Below are 18,326 nucleotides of genomic sequence, written 5' to 3'. Positions count from 1 at the left end.
CGGGCCGGGCTTCTCAGTTGCGGACCGACGGCCCCTCGACCGTCAGGCCGTTGCCGCGCGAGGCGACATAGAGTTCGAGCGCCACGAATTCGGGGCTGCCGACCTCGAAGGTCTCGGCCCGCGTGTCGCGGATGCAGCCGCGGAAGCGGTTGTGCACCGAGATCAGCGCCGCGTTGTTGAGACGGTACGCGGGAAAGCCGTTGATCTGCCCCTGGCTCAGATGGTCGGCACGGATCATCCGGCCCGCATTGTCCTCGTGGCAGTTGGCGCAGGCCAGCTCGAGCTGACCGAAACGGGTGTAGTACATCTCCCGCCCCTTCTCCCAGGTGGACTGGGCCGGCCCGTCGATCGCCACGTCCACCACCATCCCGCGCGAGACCGAGGCGATCAGCGCCGACATGTCCACCATCTCGGTGCTGTCGTAGCCCAGCGGCTCGGCGCCCATCCGCTCGGTCAGGCACTCGTTGACCTGCATCTCCACGGTCTGGACGGTCTGCCGCTCCTCGTCCCATTTGGGATAGGTGGCACGGACACCGCGCAGCGCCTCGGGCGTCTCGTGACAGGAGGAACAGGCCTGTCCGGCCGTACCCATCGGCGTGTCGAACATCACGAGCGCGCGCTCGACCCCGAGCATGCCCGGATTGTCGAAATCGTCCATCTGGAGCGCCTGCGTCTCGTCCGTGCGGAACGACCAGCCCGAGATGATCTCGTCGAGGTTCTCCACATGCGGCGGCGCCGGGGCGCGCACGATCATCTCGATCTCGCCGTTGACGATCAGCTCGTCATGGTCGGGATCGGCCAAGGCCGCCCCCGCCAGCAGCAGGACCAGCACGGCCCCGCCGCCGACCAGCCGCTTTGCCTGTCGCATCCCTGCCTCCCCTGCCATCCGCCCCGTCTCCGTCAGGAGACGGTGATGTCCTTGCGTTCCTCGTAGACGGAACCGTCGTCGTCATACCAGGTGAAGACGAAGGTTCCGGACTCGTTGACCAGCGCCTCGAACTCGAAATAGGGATTGGTGGAGATCGCCGGCTCCAGCGTGGCGTCGATCACGGTCTCGCCGTTGAACTCGCAAGTGAAGCGGTTGATGATCGACCGCGGGATCACGTTGCCCTGCGAGTCCTTGCGCTGCCCGGATTCCATCGGGTGGCTGATCAGCGTCTTGATGAGCACAGCTTCGCCCGCGCTCGCAGAGTCCGGGACGCGGACGCGGGGGGTGACGTTCTCTGCCATGTCTGCTCTCCTTGGTCCGTTCCTGCCGTCAGCCGCCGCAGCCGCCGATCGTGACCTTTACCTCGCGCGCGGTCTTGACGAACGAGCCGTCGGCCATCTGCGCGATGGCGATCACGTCTTGGGTTCCGGCCAGCCGGATCCGCGTCGAGGCCATCTGGGAGGCGGCGAGCGGGCCGAAGCGGAAGGTGCCCACGTCCGGGTTGGGGTTGCCGGCCGCCAGCAGCATGATCGCCACCGCACCGGGCGCCTCGACGGAGATCGGCACCGTGTTGCCGTTCTCCGCGATCTCGGGCGCGGTCAGGGTGATGCCGCCCTCGCCGAGCGCAGCACCGCCGGTGAACTCGGCGATCCGCTCCTCGGTCGTGGCGGCGAAGGCAAGCCTAGGGATCCCGGCGGTCGCCACGAGGGCGCCCAAGCCGACCAGGAGGGCCTCTCTGCGGGTATGGGTCATGGGATTCTCCGTGGTCATTCGTCGTGAAGGGTCATCAGATACGCGACCACATCCTCGACCTGCTGCGCGCTCAGGATCGGCGGCAGGTCGGCCGGTGCGGCCTTGCCCGTGTAGCCGTCGCCAGGCCGGGTAAACCCGTCGGTCTTGTAGAAGGCAGGCATGATGCTGTCGGGAAAGGTGCGGTCGGCGTCGATGACGATGCCGCGCAGCTGCGCCTCGCTCCAGCGGTCGGCCACTCCGTCGAGCGACGGCCCGACATCGCCGTGGAAGGGCACATCGGCCATCGCGGTGACCTGATGGCAGGCCACGCAATTGCCGAGGCTGCGAGTCGCCATCACCTCCTTGCCGGCATCGGGATTGCCGGGAACGCCGGTGAGGGACTGCGCCACCTCGCCATACTCGTCGAACTCCACCGCGTTCGGCGCGATCACCGCCTGCGCCGATGCCACGGTCGCAACCGCCACGATCCCGGCAGCCAAGCGCCAAGTCCCTGTCATGTCTCCTCCCGCGGCGGCTGCTCCGCCTCTGGCCTGCGACCCTAAACCGCAGGCTGGCCCGGACGCAACAACAGATTTGAGTCTGTGAATGTCATCCGCCCTGCGTGGCGAACACGCGTGCGTGATACTTCTGGAAGGGCTCGTCGCCGGCATACCCTTCCTCGAGGATCCAGGTCAGCATGTTCTGCGTGGTCCAGCGCTCGAAGGCGCCGGGCATCGTCGCCACCGCGGCCTGCGCGGCGGTCTGGCCCTCAGGCACCTCGTGCGGCAGGAAGATCATCGTCGGCGTGAACAGCACGCCCCAGCGGCGCACCGCGTCCTTCTCGGGCAGCGTCGTGCCGTCGAAGTCCGTCACGGGCACGTCGCCGAACATGTTGATCTGGACAACGAAATAGCGTTCGTCCAGCATCTCGTAGATCTCGGGGATGACAAAGATCTCCTCGTGCAGGCGCGTGCAGTAGATGCAGCCGCGCTGCTCGACGAGCAGCATCATCCGCCGGCCCTCGGCCTCGGCCTCGGCCAGATCCTCGCGCAGGTCCCGGAAGGTCTCGCGCAGCCAAGGGGCCTTGTGGAGCCCGTCGTCGCCCAGGACGGGTTCGGGGATGGACGCCGGTGCTTCGGCGGCGACCGGGGCGGCGATCAGCGCCAGAAGGGCGAAGGCAGTGGGCAGGATGCGCATGGTCCGGTCTCCCCTAGGCTCATCCGATTCGTGCAAAGACGGGAAAGGTCTCGATCATCCATTGCGCGATGCGGTTGACCGAGTTGGTGGCGATCAGCACCCCGAAGGTGACGAGCAGGAGACCCATCGCCTTCTCGACCGTGCCGAGATGGCGCCGGAAGCGCGCCATCAGCCGCATGAAGCCCCCGACAAAGAGGGCGGCGATGACAAAGGGCAGCGTCATGCCGATGCCGTAGGCGAGCAGGAGACCCGCGCCCCGCGCGGCCGTCTCGGTGCCCGCCGCGGTGAAGAGGATCGCGGCCAGAACCGGGCCCACGCACGGCGTCCAGCCAAAGGCGAAGGCGAGGCCCAGCACGAAGGCGCCGCCGAGCGACAGGTCGCGCACATCCCCCATCTCGGCCCGGAACTGGCGATAGAGGATCGGGATCCGCACGACGCCCAGGAAATGCAGGCCCATCGCGACGATGACCCCCGCAGCGACCCATCGCAGGATGTCGAACCACTCCCGCACCAGCTGTCCGGCCATCGAGGCCGTGGCGCCGAGCGACACGAAAACGACGATGATCCCCGCGGCAAAGGCCATGGCGCCCAGGACGGCCCGCATCCGCAGGGCCGGCGTGACGGTTCCCCCCGCCGCCACCGCCTGCGCCCCTGACCCGGCCAGATAGCCCAGATAGAACGGCACCATGGGCAGCACGCAGGGTGACAGGAAGGACAACAATCCGGCCAGCGTCGCCGCGGTCAGGGTCACGTCGAGCACCAGTCAACCCCCGGCGTTGTCGCAATCACGTATTCAGATTAGGTTGTGCGTCACGCGCCCGTCAATCGCCGGATGTTCCATGCTCCGTCTGCTCCTCTCCGTCATCCTCCTGTCCGGCCTGGCCTGGCCCGCGCGGGCGCTCGAACTCGTCATGGTCGAGCAGGCCGGCTGCGCCTGGTGCGCGCGGTGGGACAGGGAGGTGGCGCCGGAATATCCCCTGACCGAGGAGGGGCAGGCTGCCCCCCTGCGGCGCATCGACCTGCACCAGCCCGTCCCGGACGACCTTGTCCTCCAGAGTCGTCCCCGACTTACCCCGACCTTCGTGCTCGTCGATGACGAAGGCCGCGAGCTGGGGCGGATCGAGGGCTATCCGGGCGAGGACTTCTTCTGGGGCCTCCTCGGTGTCCTGCTCGAACGGGCCGGATGGTCACGAACCGAACAGGATTGAGCCAAAGCCTTGAGCCGTATAGGGTTAAGGTGCTCCATGGAACCCGAGGATGGCTGCCCTGACCCTTCCTGCCTTCGACGAATCCCTCTCCGACACCGAACTTGAGCGGATGATGGAAAAGGCCCAGCAGGCCTCGGACGTCCTCAAGGCGCTCAGCCACGAGGGTCGGCTGCTGATCCTGTGCCATCTCGTGACGGGCGAGAAATCGGTGGGCGAACTCGAGCGCCTGCTGTCGGCGCGCCAGGCGGCCGTATCCCAGCAGCTCGCCCGGCTGCGGCTGGAGGGGCTGGTCCGCCCGCGACGCGACGGCAAGACCATCTATTACAGTTTGACCGACGACCGGCCGCGCCGCATCCTCGAGCTCATCTACGAACTCTACTGCAAGGCCTGAGGGCGGCAGGCTCCGCCCCCCGCGGCCGGACAGCCGGAGGCACGCCATGATCGACGCGCTCGGGATCGACTGGTCGCTGTTCGCCGTGGGGGCGGGGGGCGGCCTTGTCCTGGGCCTCGCCGCCCGGCTGGGGCGGTTCTGCACGCTGGGCGCGATCGAGGATCTCCATTACGGCGGCAACGCCGCACGGATGCGGATGTGGGCGGTGGCGCTCGGGACAGCGATCCTCGCCACCTTCGCGGCGGCCCTGGCCGGGCTCGTGAATCCCGATGCGGTGGCCTATCTCGGGCCGGGGGCGCCAACGATCCTCGGGGCGGCGCTGGGCGGCGTCATCTTCGGCTACGGCATGGCGCTGGCGGGCAATTGCGGCTACGGCGCGCTGGCCCGGCTGGGCGGAGGCGACCTGCGTGCGTTGATGATCGTCCTCGTGCTCGGGATCTCGGCCTATGTCACGCTGTCGGGTCCACTCGCCGCCCCGCGGGTGGCGCTCTTCGTCGTCGAGACGCCCGCAGCCCCGCGCGGGCTCGCGCAGGGGGCCGGGGCGCTGCTCGGCCTGCCTGCGGCCGTGCCCGGGCTCCTTGCGGGGCTTCTCGTGCTCGCGGTTGCGCTCCTGCCCGGACGCGATCGGCCGTCCTCGGGGCAGGCCGCCTGGGGCGTCGCGGTGGGTCTCGCCATCGCGTCGGGCTTTGTGGGCGTGCAGGCGGTGATCGAGCACGGCCTCGCCGCGGCGCCCCTCGCTTCCCACAGCTTCGCGGCCCCCGTGGGCGAGAGCCTGCTCTACGTCATGACCGCGAGCGGCGCGCGCCCCTCCTTTGCCGTGGGTTCGGTCGCGGGCGTGCTGGCCGGCGCCTTCGCGGGTTGCCTGCGCCGCCGCCATTTCCGCTGGGAGGCCTGCGAGGACCCGCGCGAGCTGCGCCGTCAGATCGGGGGCGCGGCGCTGATGGGGCTGGGCGCGGTGCTGGCCGGGGGGTGCAGCGTGGGGCAGGGGCTCTCGGGCTTCGCCGCTCTCGCGGTCACCGCGCCGGTGGTGCTCGTGGCGATCTGGCTCGGCGCCGCACTCGGGCTGCGCCAGCTCATCGTCGGCTTCCGTCCCGCCGCCTGAGCGTCGCGTCCTCAGCCCAGAACCGCCCGGATCAGCAGCCCCACGGCGCCCAGCACGGCGACACCCCCGGCCCAGAGCCCGACAAACCAGAGGACCTGCCGGCCCGACGGCCGCCGCATGGCCATCAGTGATAACCCGCCTGCGGATCGACCTTGCCGCGGAACACCCAGTAGGCATAGGCCGTGTAGGCTAGGATGACCGGGATCAGCACCGCCGCGCCCACCAGCATGAAGATCTGGCTCGCCTCCGGGGCCGCGGCTTCCCAGATGGTCACGCTGCGCGGGATCACGTAGGGCCACATGGCCACCCCCAGCCCCGCGAAGCAGACTGCAAACAGCCCGAGCGCGAGCAGGAAGGGACGGTACTCGTGCCGGTGCACCGCGAGCGAGCGCTCCATCAGCCCGGCGAGGACCAGAACCGCCACCGCCACCGCGCCGGCCGCCGCGAGCCCCCAGCCCGAGAACCAGCGTGCATAGTAGCCCTCCTGCAGGAAGGGGGTCCACAGGCTCACCGCGCCGATGAAGCCCACCGTGAGAAGGCCCAGCCAGCGGGCGCGGGTGCGCATCCGCTCCTGCAGGGGGCCGGCGGTCTTCATGACGAGCCAGGTGGCGCCGAGCAGCATGTAGCCCACGACGACGGCGACCCCCACGAAGAGGGAGAAGGGCGTGAGCCAGTCCCACCAGCCGCCGCCGTAGGCCCGCGCGGCCGGATCGACCGTGATCCCTTCCAGGAGGGCCCCCAGCGCCACCCCCTGCGAGAAGGCCGCCAGCGCCGAGCCGCCGATGAAGGCGAGGTCCCATACCCGCCGCCAGCGCTCGGTCCTCCAGCGGAACTCGAAGGCGACGCCCCGGAACACCAGCGCAAGCAGCATGGCGAGGATCGGCACATAGAGCGCCGGCAGCACCACCGCATAAGCCAGCGGGAACGCGGCGAACAGCCCGCCGCCGCCCAGCACGAGCCAGGTCTCGTTGCCGTCCCAGACCGGAGCAACCGAGTTCATCATCACGTCTCGGTCCTCGCGCGCAGGCTCGGCGGCGAAGAGCACGCCCAGCCCGAGATCGAAGCCGTCGAGCACCACATAGACGAACACTGCAAAGGCGATCAGGAACGCCCAGATCACGGTGAGGTCGAACGACACCCCCTCGGCGATCGGCATGGTCAGCCTCCCGTCGGCTGCGGCCGGCCCTGCCGCGCGGCCTCGAGGGGCGCAGGCGTGATGCCGGCGGTCCGGAGGGGCCCCTCGACCACGTCCTTGAGCCGCGGCTCGTCGGGCTTGGGCGGGCGCGACAGCAGCCGCAGGATGTAATAGGTGCCCGCTCCGAAGACCGCGAAGTAGATCACCACGAAGGCGATGAGAGACCAGGCCACGGCCGGCGCGGCCAGCGGGCTCGCGCTTTCGGCGGTGCGCAGCAGGCCATGGATGGTGAAGGGCTGCCGGCCCACCTCCGTCGTGATCCAGCCCGCCAGCACCGCCACGAGACCCGACGGGCCCATCGCCACGGCGGCGCGGTGAAGCGCGGGCGAATCGTAGAGCCGCTTCCGCCATCGTGCCCAGAGCGCCCACACCCCGAGGGCGATCATCAGAAGCCCGATCCCCACCATGACGCGGAAGGACCAGAAGACGACCGCCACCGGCGGCTGATCCTCGTCGGGGATCGTGTCGAGGCCCGGCAGGGGCGAGGTGAAGTCGTGCTTCAGGATGAGGTTCGACAGGCAGGGGATGCCCACCGCATAGTCGAGCCGCTGCTCGGCGTCGTTGGGCAGGCCGAACAGGTAGAGCGGTGCGCAACCCTCGGGGTGGGATTCGTAATGCCCCTCCATCGCCATGACCTTGGCGGGCTGGTGGTGAAGCGTGTTGATCCCGTGCAGGTCGCCCAGCAGCAGCTGCACGGGCGCGACCACCACCGCCATCCACATCGCCATGGAGAACATCGTGCGCGTGGCGGCGCTCGGGCTCTCGCCGCGGCGCCGCGCGCGCAGCAGGTGCCAGGCGCCCACCCCGCCGATGATGAAGGCCGTCGTCAGGTAGGCAGCGGTAACGGTGTGGGCGAGACGGTAGGGGAAGGAGGGATTGAAGATGATCGCCCACCAGTCCTCGGGCAGGAACTGCCCCGTGGCCTCGTCGATCGTGTAGCCCGCCGGCGTGTGCATCCATGAGTTGACCGACAGGATCCAGAAGGCCGACAGGACCGTACCCCCCGCCACGGCGAGACAGGCCGCCATGTGCAGGGCCGGCCCGACCCGCTCGCGTCCGAACAGCATGATCCCGAGGAACCCGGCCTCGAGGAAGAAGGCCGACAGGACCTCGTAGGCCATGGGCGCCCCGATCACCGGCCCCGCACGGTCGGCGAAGACCGACCAGTTGGTGCCGAACTGATAGGACATCACGATGCCCGACACGACACCCATCGCGAAGGCCAGCGCGAAGACCTTCACCCAGTAGCGGAACAGCTCGAGATAGCGGTGCTCGCGCGTCCACAGCCACAGCCCGTTGAGCACCGCGAGATAGCTCGCCAGACCGATGGTGAAGGCCGGGAACAGGAAGTGGAAGGAGACGGTGAAGGCGAACTGGATGCGGGCCAGGAAGACGGCATCGAGATCGGCGAACATGGCTTGCGAGCTCCGTGGCAAACCGGCGGCTGGTCGGCAGCCCATGGAGAGCGGCTAGCATTGCTGCACCTGCCGACCAAGGGCTCCCGCGGCGGAGCGGCCGCGGCCGAAGCGCGCAGATCCGGGGCGGCGCGGCACGGGCGCGGCGGGGTGCCGGCCCCGATGCCGACGGGGCGGACGCGGTGGTCCTCCGGTCTCCGCCCGTCCGGCCGCCGGCGAGCGGATGGATGGCGGCAAGCCGGAGAGGGCGCGCGCGGTGCCCTGCGGCGACCGGGCCTCCGTCGATCGGGGCGAGACGCTCTCGGCGGCAGGGCTGCCCGCGCTGGGACCCCCGTCCGGATGCGCCTAGGCCGACGGCCCGCGCCCAGGGGGCGCGGTGGCGGCAAGGGATCGTGGGCCGGCGGGCCGGTCGCATCGGAGGTCTCCGCGATTCGGGGGGATTTCCTTCTTGATGCCATGGACAGGTTAAGGTCCGGTTAACGCCGGCGCGGGAACCGGAGCGCACCGGGGCTGTTCCCCCGGCGTGCCCGCGGCAGGCCCCCGCGAGGGGCCCGGCGGGCCGTTGGCCCTGGAGTCCAGCCGGAGAGACCGATGCCCGAGCCCAAACCGATCGACCTCGCGCTGCAGGGCGGAGGAGCGCATGGCGCCTTCACCTGGGGAGTGCTGGACCGGCTGCTCGCCGACGACCGGCTGCGGATCGAGGCGATCAGCGGCACGAGCGCGGGCGCGATGAACGCGGTGGTGCTGGCCGACGGGATGAACCGCGGCGGGCGCGAGGGCGCGCGCGCGGCGCTCGAGCGGTTCTGGCGCGCCGTGAGCCGGGCAGCGATGGCGAGCCCGATCCGCCGCTCGCCGCTCGACGTGCTGCTCGGGCGCTGGAGCCTCGATGCCTCGCCGGGCTTTCTGGCCTTCGACTGGCTGACGCGGGCGGTGTCGCCCTACGAGTTCAACCCCTTCGACATCAACCCCTTGCGCGACCTGCTGGTGGAGCAGGTGGATTTCGACAGCGTGCGCTGCTGCACGGCCGTCAAGCTCTTCATCGCCGCGACCAACGTGCGGTCCGGGCAGGCGCGGGTGTTCCGGGGGCCGGAAGTGACGGCGGACGCGGTGATGGCCTCGGCCTGCCTGCCCTTCCTCTACCGGGCGGTCGAGATCGACGGAGAAGCCTACTGGGACGGCGGCTACATGGGCAACCCGGTGCTGTTCCCGCTGATCGACGAATGCGCGGCGCGCGACCTCGTCATCGTGCAGATCAACCCGATCCGGCGCGAGGAGGTGCCGCGGCGCGCGCAGGACATCCAGAACCGGCTCAACGAGATCACCTTCAACGCCTCGCTCATCCGCGAGCTGCGGTCGCTGATGCTGCTCCAGGCGCTGGTGGACGAGGAGGGGACGAACCGGTCGAAGTCGCGCGACGTGCTGCTGCACCGGATCGAGGGGGAGGACGCGCTGCGCGGTCTGGGGGTGTCGAGCAAGCTCAACGCCGAATGGGCCTTCCTGCGGCACCTGCACGGGATCGGCTGGGCGCGGGCGGAGGCGTGGCTCGAGGCGAGCTACGACCGGCTGGGCGAGACCTCCACCTTCGACCCTGCGGCGCTCTTGGCCTGAGGGTCGGTCCGTCCGCGCGCCGAGGGCGGCCCTCCGCGCTGCGCGGCACGGCGGCGACCATGCGGTATCCGGGTGGCGATCGGGCCGGAGCGGGCGCGGATCGGGGGCGGACGGCCTGCGCGTTCAGGCCGACCGGAGGGCTCCGGCCGGAGCGGGGGCCACGTGATCGCGGGCCACGGACATGGATTTCAGGATGGCATGAACCGGCTCGCTCGGCCGCAGCGCCATCCGGTCGGCCGCGCGGCGGGTGATGCGGGCCAGGATGTCCTGCTCGCCCACCCGGACATGCACCATCACGGCGGGCCCTCGTCCCGGCACGATCGCCGTCACCCGCCCGGCCAGGATGTTCTGGGCCGACAACCCCTCGGGCCGGTCCCGCGACAGGATCACCTCGTGGGCCATGATCCGCACGCGGACCCGCGTTCCGACCGCGCCCTCCACCTGCGGCAGGAACAGGGGCCCGGTCGCGGTGTCCAGCCGGGTGAGGCCGTCGGGCAGATGTTCGGCGATCGTCGCGGGCAGCATGGCCGCCGCCTCGCGGATGCCCATGGCGCGAAGTGCCTCGGGGTCGGCCATGACGTCCGCCGTCGTCCCCTCGCGCACGACGCGGCCCTTCTCGATCACCGCCATCCGGTCGGCCAGAAGCTGCGCCTCGTTCATGTCGTGCGTCACGAGCACCACGGGCATCGCCAGGTGTCGGCGCAGCGCGATGATCTCGGCATGGAGCTTCTCGCGCGTGGCGCGGTCCACCGCCGAGAAGGGCTCGTCCAGCAGCAGCGCCTGCGGCCTGCGGGCCAGCGCGCGCGCCACCGCGACGCGCTGCTGCTGGCCGCCGGAGAGCTGCGCAGGCTTGCGGTCGGCCAGTCCGTGCAGGTTGACCAGATCGAGGAGGCGCTCCGCCTCGGCCCGGTCGGGCCGGTCCATGGCCGCCATGACGTTGCGCAAGGCCGTCATGTGCGGAAACAGGGCATAGGACTGGAACACCATCCCCACGCGGCGGCGGTGCGTCGGCCGATCGATCCCCGCCGCGGTGTCGATCCAGATCGTGCCGTCCACCGCGACGCGCGCCCGTTCGGGTCGCCACAGGCCCGCCACCGTGCGCAGCAGGGTCGTCTTGCCCGATCCCGAATGGCCCACCAGCGCGAGCAGCTCCCCCGGCTCGACCCGGAAGGCCACGTCCAGCGGGATCGGGGCTGCGGCCCGCGCCATCACCTCCAGCGCCATCAGGACAGCCTCCGGCCGACGCGGGCCGACAGCCAGAAGGTGATCGCGATGGTGAACAGGCTGATCGCCACCAGCGTGGCGGACATGATGGCCGCGCCGCGGTCGTCGAAGGCCTGCACCCGGTCGTAGATGGCGATGGCGATGGTCTTGGTCTCGCCGGGGATCGACCCGCCGACCATGAGCACGATCCCGAATTCGCCCAGCGTGTGGGCAAAGGTTAGCACCATCGCCGTCATCAGCCCCGGCCAGGCCAGCGGCAGCTCGACCCTCCAGAGCGAGGCGAGCGGCGACATCCCGCAGCATCGCGCGGCCTCGCGCACCTCGACCGCGATGGCCTCGAAGCCGCGCTGGGCAGGCTGGATGGCGAAGGGCAGGTTGAAGATGACGGAGGCCACCACCAGCCCCTCGAAGCTGAACACCAGCTGATGCCCGAACGCCTCCTGCCAGAACGCGCCCACGGGCGAGTTCCGGCCGAAGGCCACCAGCATGTAGAAGCCGAACACCGTGGGCGGCAGCACCAGGGGCAGCATGACCAGCGCCTCGACCACGCCCTTGCCGGCGAAGTGGCGGTAGGCGAGGAACCGGCCCATCACGACGGAGACCGGCAACAGGATCGCCACCGTCCACGCGGCCAGCCGCAGGGACAGCCAGAGCGCGGTCCAGTCCATGGATCACCCGTCGTCGGGCAGGACGAAGCCGTAGCGCTCCATGATCTCGCGCGCCGAGGGCGACCGGATGTAGTCGTAGAAGGCTTCGGCGACGGGGCCCGCGCCATTCAGCAGCACCATGCGCTGGCGCAGCGGCTCGTGCCATTCCTCGGGGATGAGGTCGTGGCTGCCCTGTGCCGCCACGTTCGGGGCGAGGGCCAGCGAATAGGCGATGATCCCCCCTTCGGCATTGCCCGAGAGGGCGAACTGCGCGGCCTGTGCGACGTTCTCGCCCAGGACCAGGTAGGGCTGGATCGCGTCCCACAGCCCGGCATGGCGCAGCGCCTCCTCGGCGCGCTGGCCATAGGGGGCATGCTCGGGATTGGCGATGGCGAACCGGGTGATCCGGCCCGCCTCCAGCGCCTCGCGCAGCGTCCCGAACGTGCCGTCGGCCACCAGCGACGAGCCCTCGGGCACCTTCACCACGATCCGTCCGACGGCATAGAGATCCCCCTCGTCCCGGGTGAAGCCGTCGCGGTGCAGGTCGAGGATGAACTGCTCGTCCGCGGCCATGAACATCTCGAAGGGCGCGCCTTCGCGGATCTGCCGGGCGAAGTTGCCGGTGGAGCCCAGCGACAGCCGCACCGTCATCCCGGTCTCCTCGCTGAACCGGGCCGCGATCTCCTCGACCGCGAACTGGAGGTCGGCGGCGGCCGCGACCACCGGCGCCTGATCCTGCGCCTGATCCTGGGCACGGGCGGCGCCGGCCATCAGGGTCAGCGCAACGGCAGCCGCGAGAACGGAACGGCGGCGAAACGGCTCGGGCATCGGGACATGTCCCTCGGGATCTTGCTGCCGGACCATATCGCAGGGCCACCGCCGGTCGGGCAAGCGTTATTTCTGACCGGGTATATCCCTGAGCATCGCCCGCAGCGCGTCCAGATGCGCGGCTCCTGCCCGGGCCGCATCCGCCTCGAACGCGCGATAGAGCGCCAGCACCCGTCGGCCGGTCTCGGTCAGGACCGCGCCGCCTCCGCCCGGGCCGCCGCGGGTGCGGTCCACGACGGGGTCCCTGAACATGCTGTTCATCGTGCCGATCAGCTGCCAGGCGCGCTTGTAGCTCATCCCCATCTCGCGGCCCGCCGCGGCGATGGAGCCGGAGCGATCGACGCGCTCCAGCAATTCGGCCTTGCCCGGCCCGATCATCCGCTCGTCGCCGAAGACGATCCGGATGTGGAGGCGCTCGCGGCTGGCCTTGTCGGTCATGGTCCGACTATCGCGACGTGCGGGAGCGGTTGGCAAGGGCGCCCGTCCGGCGCCGCGCCGCCGCTGCGGGGCCGTGCCCCCCGTGCTCCGGCCTTCCGGGACCGCCCCGAAAAGCGGCAGCCCCCGGCCGGCCGCCCACCGGACGGGCAACGCCCGGCTCTTGCCCATCAAGGACCTTGACGCGCTCCGCCGGGGGCGCATGGTAGAAGCACATGCCGGGCCCGCGCCCGGTCGGCAACCGCGCCTCGTGCCGCGCCTCCCGGTCCAAGGGGGTGCGGCGCGGGGCGCTTGGCTTTTGGGGGACCGCGACCCGTGACCTCGGTGCGAATCGGCCTGCTCCTGTCGCGCTCGGGCACCTACCGCCTGCTGGCCGATGCCTGCCGGGCGGGCGCCCTGCGCGCGATCGAGGCGGTCAATGCCGATCCCTCGCTGCCCCTCACGCTCGATCCCGTGGAGCGCGACCCGGCGGGCGAGGCCGATGCCTATGCCCCCCTCTGCGCCGAACTGGCCGCCGAGGGCGCGCGCCATGTCCTGGGCTGCGTCACCTCCTGGAGCCGCAAGGAGGTCATCCCCGCGCTCGAGCGCACCGGCACCGTGCTGTGGTATCCCTGCCCCTACGAAGGCTTCGAGGCCTCCTCGCAGGTCGTCTATGCCCATGCCTGCCCGAGCCAGCATCTCGTGCCGCTGCTCGCCTGGGCGGTTCCGCGCTTCGGCCGCCGCGTCGTCCTCGCAGGCTCCAACTACATCTGGGGCTGGGAGACGAACCGGGTGGCCCGCGACCTGATCGAGGGGGCAGGGGGGCGTGTGCTGGCCGAGCGGCACCTGCCGTTGGGCGACGAGGATGTGGGCCGCCTCGTGGCCGAGATCCGCGCCACACGGCCCGACTTCGTGCTCAACAGCCTCGTCGGCGCCTCCTCCTACGCCTTCCTGCGCGCGATGGCCGGCCTGCGCGCCGAGGACCTCGCCGTCCCGGTCCTCTCCTGCAATCTCACCGAATGCGAACTGCCCGCGCTCGGGCCTGCGGCCGAGGGGCTGATCGCCGCCGGGCCCTCCTTCGGGCAGGGCCTCGGGTCCTTCGAGACCGCCGCCCATGCCGCCGTCCTGAGCCTCGCGCGGCGCATGGCCAGCGCCGGGCCGGAGGCGCCGCTCGACGCGCTCCTTGCCGCCCCCGACGGCGGCCTGCTCGCCATCGACCCGGCCACGCACCACGCCACCCTGCCCGTGCTGATCGCGCAGGTGGAGGGCGGCGCGTTCCGGGTGCTGGAGCGGCACGAGGCCGTCGCCCCGGACCCCTATCTGTCCCGCCGCCCGTCGCTGCCCGCCGCTCCGCATCTGAGGGCCGTCACGCCATGAGACGCCTGGCCACCCCGGTTCTCGCCGGCGCCCGCGCGGCGATCCTGCACCGCCCGCACCCGACCGTGGAGGCGCTGACGCGCCAGCTCGCGGCCATCGGTCTCGCCGCGGAGGCGCACTGGCCCGACCTCGCCCCCTCGGTCCTGGCGGCCGACTTCGTGTTCTTCGACGTGGACCGCGGCCACGACGCGCAGTTTCCCTGGAAGCCCGGCGAGGCGCCGATGCCCATGGTCGCGCTCATCGGCTCCGAGGCGCCCGGCCGCATCGAATGGGCTCTCTCGATGGGCGCGGACGCCCAGCTCCTCAAGCCCGTGGGCGACGGCGGCGTGTATTCGGCGCTGCTCATCGCCCACAGCGCGTTCGTCGCCCGCCGGGCGCTCGCCGCCGAGGTGGAGGGTCTGCGCGCTCGTCTGGCCGAGCGGCGCACGGTCCTGCGCGCGGTGCTCCTGCTGGCCGGGGGGCAGGGCGAGGAGGCGGGCTATGCCGCCCTGCGCCGCCGCGCGATGGAGTGGCGGGTGACCATCGAGGAGGCTGCGGCGCGCATCCTGGCTGCGCGCGGCCCAGCCCGGGGAGGCCGGCATGACCGACATCGCCCTGCCTGAGCCGCGCCGCCGCGGCACGCTCGCGCGGCTGGCCCGCCGGCCGCTCGCCTTCGCGGGGCTGGTGGTGATCGTGCTCACCGTCCTGGCCGCAATCCTCGCCCCCTGGCTCGCGCCCTACGATCCCAACACGCAGCATTTCGACGGCCTGACGCTCCAGGGCGCGCCGCTGCCTCCCGGCGGGGGCCCGGACGGGGCCTTCCCGCTCGGCACGGACCTCCTGGGGCGCGACCTGCTCAGCCGCATCCTTTACGGCGCGCGCACGTCGCTCGTGATCGGGGTGGTCGCCAACGGCATGGCGCTCGTGGTCGGCACGCTGGTCGGCGTCACGGCAGGCTATTTCCGCGGCCTTCTCGGCGCCGTGCTGATGCGGTTCACCGACCTGATGATGGCCTTCCCGGCGCTGCTGCTCGCCATCGCCCTCGCCGCAATCCTGCGTCCCTCGCTCTGGATCGTGGCCCTCGTGATCGCGCTCGTGAACTGGGTGCAGGTCGCGCGCGTCCTCTACACCGAGACGACCTCGCTCGCCGAGCGCGACTTCGTGCAGGCCGAGCGCGCGATCGGCGCGGGCCACGGGCGCATCCTCGGGCTCCATATCCTGCCGCACCTGCTGCCCACGATCATCGTCTATGGCACGCTCGGCATCTCCACGACCGTGCTGCTCGAGGCGACGCTGTCCTTCCTCGGCATCGGCGTGCAGCCGCCCGATCCCTCCTGGGGCAACATCATCTTCGAGAGCCAGACGTATTTCCAGGCCGCGCCGTGGCTCGTGTTCTTTCCCGGCCTCGCGATCCTCGTGCTCGCGCTCGCCTTCAACCTCGTGGGGGACGGGTTGCGCGACGTGCTCGACCCCACCCAGCGCGAGAGGGCCTGACCGATGGCGCTCTACCTCGCCCGCCGCCTGCTCCAGTCCGTGCTGATCCTGCTCGGCGTGACGTTCATCACCTTCTTCCTCCTCTATGTCCTGCCCGCCGACCCCGTGCGCCAGATCGCCGGCCGTTCGGCCACCGCGCAGACCGTCGAGTCGATCCGCGAGCAGCTCGGCCTCGACCAGCCCTTCTGGGTCCAGTACGGCCGCTATCTCTGGGGCCTGCTGCATCTCGACCTCGGGCGCAGCTACCTCCAGCGCGCCGAGGTGGCCGAGCTGATCTGGGCGCGCCTGCCGCCCACGCTCCTGCTCATGGCCGCCGCCATCGCCTGCGAGGTGGCCATCGGCCTCACGATGGGCATCTGGGCGGCGCTGCGCCGCGGCACGGCCACCGATACCGGCCTGATGCTGGCGAGCTTCGCGGGTGTCTCGGCGCCGCAATTCGTCGTGGGCCTGCTGCTCCTCTACGTCTTCGGCGTCTGGCTGCGCTGGCTGCCCATCGGCGGCTACGGCACCTTCGCCCACCTGATCCTGCCCGCGCTCACGCTCGGCCTGCTCGGGGCGGGCTGGTATTCGCGCATGATGCGCTCGAGCATGATCGAGGTGCTGCGCCAGGATTTCGTGCGCACCGCCCGCGCCAAGGGCCTGACCCGCGCCCGCGTGATCGTCCGGCACGCGCTGCCCAACGCGATCCTGCCCATCGTCGCCATGATCGGCATCGACATCGGCATCTTCATGGGCGGCATCGTCGTGGTCGAGAGCGTGTTCGGCTGGCCCGGCATCGGCCAGCTCGCCTGGCAGGCGATCCAGCGCGTGGACATCCCCATCATCATGGGCGTCACCCTCGTCTCGGCGGTGGGGATCATCCTCGGCAACCTGCTCGCAGACATCGTGGCCCCCCTCATCGACCCGCGCATCACGCTGCGCTGAACCACAACCATCAGGGAGACCAAGAACCGATGAAGAGACTCCTCGCCTCCACCGCGCTTCTCGCCGCGCTGGCCCTGCCGGCCCTGGCCCAGGACGGGAACGGCTGGCAGCCCGACCCCGATGCCCGGCAGGGCGGCGCCATCGTCATCACCTACAAGGACGACGTGGCCACCCTCGACCCGGCCATCGGCTACGACTGGCAGAACTGGTCGATGATCAAGTCGCTGTTCGACGGGCTGATGGACTACGTCCCCGGCACCACGGACCTGCGCCCCGGCCTGGCCGAGAGCGTCGAGATCTCCGACGACGGGCTGACCTACACCTTCACCCTGCGCGAGGGCGTGCGCTTCCACAACGGGCGCGAGATGACGGCCGAGGACGTGAAGTACTCGCTCGACCGCGTCACCGACCCCGAGACCCAGTCCCCCGGCGCGGGCTTCTTCGGGATGATCGAGGGCTTCGACGCGCAGATGGCCGGCGAGGCGGAGGGCCTGTCGGGCGTGGAGGTCGTGGACCCGCGCACCGTGCGCATCACGCTGTCGCGCCCCGACGCCACCTTCCTGCACGTCATGGCGATCAACTTCTCCTATGTCGTCCCGCGCGAGGCGGTCGAGGAGCACGGGGCCGACTTCGGCCGCAACCCGGTCGGCACGGGCGCCTACCGACTCGGCGAATGGACGCTGGGCCAGCGTCTCGTCTTCGAGCGCAACGAGGATTACTGGATGGAGGGGCTGCCCTATCTCGACCGGATCACGATCGAGGTGGGCCAAGAGCCGACCGTGGCGCTGCTGCGCCTCCAGAACGGAGAGGTGGACATTCCCGGCGACGGCATCCCGCCCGCGCAGTTCCAGCAGGTCATGGACGATCCCGACCAGGCCGAGCGCGTCGTCCGGGGCGGACAGCTCCATACCGGCTACGTCACGATGAACGTCACCGAGCCGCCCTTCGACGACGTGCGCGTGCGCCAGGCGGTCAACATGGCGATCAACAAGGACCGCGTGATCCAGATCATCAACGGCCGCGCGGTGCCCGCCAACCAGCCGCTGCCGCCCTCCATGCCCGGCTACGACCCGGACTACGAGGGCTATCCCTACGACCCGGAGGGGGCGCGGGCGCTGCTCGCCGAGGCGGGCTACCCGGACGGGTTCGACACCGAACTGTTCGTGATGAACACCGATCCCAACCCCCGCATCGCCCAGGCGATCCAGCAGGACCTTGCGGCCATCGGCATTCGCGCCTCGATCCAGTCGCTCGCCCAGGCCAACGTGATCGAGGCGGGCGGCGCGGGCACGGCGCCGATGATCTGGTCGGGCGGCATGGCCTGGATCGCGGACTTCCCCGACCCTGCCAACTTCTACTACCCGATCCTCGGCTGCGCCGGCGCCGGGGAAGGCGGCTGGAACTGGGCCAAGTACTGCAACGAGGACCTCGACGCGATGGCCGAGCGGGCGGATTCCATGTCCGATCCCGCGCAGGCCGAGGAGCGTCTCGCCCTGTGGACCGAGATCTATGCGCGCATCATGGAGGATGCCCCCTGGGCGCCCGTGTTCCACGAGGAGCGCTTCACCATGCGCTCGCCCCGCATGGGCGGCGCGGACGAGCTCTACGTCGATCCGGTGTCGATCCCGATCAACTACGACTATGTCTACGTGACCGAGTGAGG

The 18,326-nt window shown here is 70.8% G+C and carries 22 protein-coding genes; 9 read left to right on the top strand and 13 right to left on the bottom strand.

The genetic code is table 11. The features are described from left to right. Positions 1-13 precede the first annotated feature (13 nt). The 6 genes from soxA to GT358_RS02475 form a co-directional block, all read right to left on the bottom strand. Complete coding sequence (gene soxA, locus GT358_RS02500; RefSeq protein WP_166580968.1) at positions 14-868, bottom strand: sulfur oxidation c-type cytochrome SoxA; 855 nt, start codon at positions 866-868, stop codon at positions 14-16. 32 nt (positions 869-900) lie between these two features. Continuing rightward, positions 901-1,230, bottom strand: a complete 330-nt coding sequence (gene soxZ / locus GT358_RS02495; RefSeq protein WP_166580967.1) for a thiosulfate oxidation carrier complex protein SoxZ — start codon at positions 1,228-1,230, stop codon at positions 901-903. A 28-nt stretch (positions 1,231-1,258) separates the two neighbouring features. Beyond that, positions 1,259-1,681, bottom strand: coding sequence for a thiosulfate oxidation carrier protein SoxY (gene soxY / locus GT358_RS02490; protein WP_166580966.1), 423 nt, complete (start codon positions 1,679-1,681; stop codon positions 1,259-1,261). Between the two features lie 14 nt (positions 1,682-1,695). Then, on the bottom strand, positions 1,696-2,178 hold the full coding sequence (soxX, locus tag GT358_RS02485) for a sulfur oxidation c-type cytochrome SoxX (protein ID WP_166580965.1): 483 nt from the start codon (positions 2,176-2,178) through the stop codon (positions 1,696-1,698). A gap of 91 nt (positions 2,179-2,269) precedes the next feature. Beyond that, positions 2,270-2,857 (bottom strand): thioredoxin family protein, encoded by a 588-nt coding sequence (locus GT358_RS02480; protein WP_166580964.1) that lies wholly within the window; start codon positions 2,855-2,857, stop codon positions 2,270-2,272. A 19-nt stretch (positions 2,858-2,876) separates the two neighbouring features. Further along, a complete protein-coding gene (locus GT358_RS02475) occupies positions 2,877-3,617 on the bottom strand; it encodes a cytochrome c biogenesis protein CcdA (protein ID WP_166580963.1) in 741 nt (246 codons plus the stop codon). A gap of 79 nt (positions 3,618-3,696) precedes the next feature. On the opposite strand from GT358_RS02475, the gene GT358_RS02470 reads away from it, so the two are divergent. From GT358_RS02470 to GT358_RS02460, 3 genes are read left to right on the top strand one after another with little or no spacing between them, the layout of a single operon-like run. Then, a complete protein-coding gene (locus GT358_RS02470) occupies positions 3,697-4,065 on the top strand; it encodes a transcriptional regulator (RefSeq protein ID WP_166580962.1) in 369 nt (122 codons plus the stop codon). Between the two features lie 49 nt (positions 4,066-4,114). Continuing rightward, positions 4,115-4,456, top strand: coding sequence for a helix-turn-helix transcriptional regulator (locus GT358_RS02465; RefSeq protein WP_166580961.1), 342 nt, complete (start codon positions 4,115-4,117; stop codon positions 4,454-4,456). 46 nt (positions 4,457-4,502) lie between these two features. Then, positions 4,503-5,558, top strand: coding sequence for a YeeE/YedE family protein (locus tag GT358_RS02460; protein WP_166580960.1), 1,056 nt, complete (start codon positions 4,503-4,505; stop codon positions 5,556-5,558). An 11-nt stretch (positions 5,559-5,569) separates the two neighbouring features. On the opposite strand, the gene GT358_RS16475 is transcribed toward GT358_RS02460, so the two are convergent. From GT358_RS16475 to GT358_RS02450, 3 genes are read right to left on the bottom strand one after another with little or no spacing between them, the layout of a single operon-like run. Further along, complete coding sequence (locus tag GT358_RS16475; RefSeq protein WP_243730649.1) at positions 5,570-5,683, bottom strand: DUF2474 domain-containing protein; 114 nt, start codon at positions 5,681-5,683, stop codon at positions 5,570-5,572. Next, positions 5,683-6,714 (bottom strand): cytochrome d ubiquinol oxidase subunit II, encoded by a 1,032-nt coding sequence (cydB, locus tag GT358_RS02455; protein WP_208103262.1) that lies wholly within the window; start codon positions 6,712-6,714, stop codon positions 5,683-5,685. The genes GT358_RS16475 and cydB overlap by 1 nt, the downstream gene beginning before the upstream one ends. Before the next feature lie 2 nt (positions 6,715-6,716). After that, a complete protein-coding gene (locus GT358_RS02450) occupies positions 6,717-8,168 on the bottom strand; it encodes a cytochrome ubiquinol oxidase subunit I (RefSeq protein ID WP_166580959.1) in 1,452 nt (483 codons plus the stop codon). A gap of 591 nt (positions 8,169-8,759) precedes the next feature. Between GT358_RS02450 and GT358_RS02445 the strand changes: the two genes are divergently transcribed. Then, complete coding sequence (locus GT358_RS02445; RefSeq protein ID WP_166580958.1) at positions 8,760-9,776, top strand: patatin-like phospholipase family protein; 1,017 nt, start codon at positions 8,760-8,762, stop codon at positions 9,774-9,776. Positions 9,777-9,899: 123 nt separating this feature from the next. On the opposite strand, the gene modC is transcribed toward GT358_RS02445, so the two are convergent. The 4 genes from modC to GT358_RS02425 form a co-directional block, all read right to left on the bottom strand. Then, positions 9,900-11,000: a molybdenum ABC transporter ATP-binding protein gene (modC, locus tag GT358_RS02440; RefSeq protein WP_166580957.1), complete on the bottom strand. Its 1,101-nt coding sequence runs from the start codon at positions 10,998-11,000 to the stop codon at positions 9,900-9,902. Then, entirely contained in the window at positions 11,000-11,668 is a 669-nt protein-coding gene (gene modB, locus GT358_RS02435; protein WP_166580956.1) for a molybdate ABC transporter permease subunit, read from the bottom strand. Before modB ends, modC begins: the two co-directional genes overlap by 1 nt. 3 nt (positions 11,669-11,671) lie before the next feature. Further along, positions 11,672-12,475: a molybdate ABC transporter substrate-binding protein gene (modA, locus tag GT358_RS02430; RefSeq protein WP_166580955.1), complete on the bottom strand. Its 804-nt coding sequence runs from the start codon at positions 12,473-12,475 to the stop codon at positions 11,672-11,674. 66 nt (positions 12,476-12,541) lie between these two features. Beyond that, positions 12,542-12,913, bottom strand: a complete 372-nt coding sequence (locus GT358_RS02425) for a winged helix-turn-helix domain-containing protein (protein ID WP_166580954.1) — start codon at positions 12,911-12,913, stop codon at positions 12,542-12,544. 312 nt (positions 12,914-13,225) lie between these two features. Here GT358_RS02425 and GT358_RS02420 point away from each other — a divergent pair, with 312 nt between their 5' ends. Genes GT358_RS02420 through GT358_RS02400 form a run of 5 tightly spaced genes read left to right on the top strand, consistent with a single transcriptional unit; the run spans position 13,226 to position 18,324 of the window. Further along, positions 13,226-14,266 (top strand): transporter substrate-binding protein, encoded by a 1,041-nt coding sequence (locus tag GT358_RS02420; RefSeq protein WP_166580953.1) that lies wholly within the window; start codon positions 13,226-13,228, stop codon positions 14,264-14,266. Continuing rightward, positions 14,263-14,868, top strand: coding sequence for an ANTAR domain-containing response regulator (locus GT358_RS02415; protein ID WP_166580952.1), 606 nt, complete (start codon positions 14,263-14,265; stop codon positions 14,866-14,868). Before GT358_RS02420 ends, GT358_RS02415 begins: the two co-directional genes overlap by 4 nt. After that, positions 14,846-15,739, top strand: coding sequence for an ABC transporter permease (locus tag GT358_RS02410; RefSeq protein ID WP_166580951.1), 894 nt, complete (start codon positions 14,846-14,848; stop codon positions 15,737-15,739). The genes GT358_RS02415 and GT358_RS02410 overlap by 23 nt, the downstream gene beginning before the upstream one ends. Positions 15,740-15,742: 3 nt before the next feature. Then, complete coding sequence (locus tag GT358_RS02405) at positions 15,743-16,663, top strand: ABC transporter permease (protein ID WP_166580950.1); 921 nt, start codon at positions 15,743-15,745, stop codon at positions 16,661-16,663. A 29-nt stretch (positions 16,664-16,692) separates the two neighbouring features. After that, positions 16,693-18,324 (top strand): ABC transporter substrate-binding protein, encoded by a 1,632-nt coding sequence (locus GT358_RS02400; protein ID WP_166580949.1) that lies wholly within the window; start codon positions 16,693-16,695, stop codon positions 18,322-18,324. The last annotated feature ends 2 nt before the right edge of the window (positions 18,325-18,326 follow it).

It is taken from the genome of Rubellimicrobium sp. CFH 75288 (assembly GCF_009904055.1).
Taxonomy (GTDB): domain Bacteria; phylum Pseudomonadota; class Alphaproteobacteria; order Rhodobacterales; family Rhodobacteraceae; genus Rubellimicrobium.
Note: the sequence above shows the minus strand (reverse complement) of the source record. Positions and strands in the feature narration are given on the sequence as shown.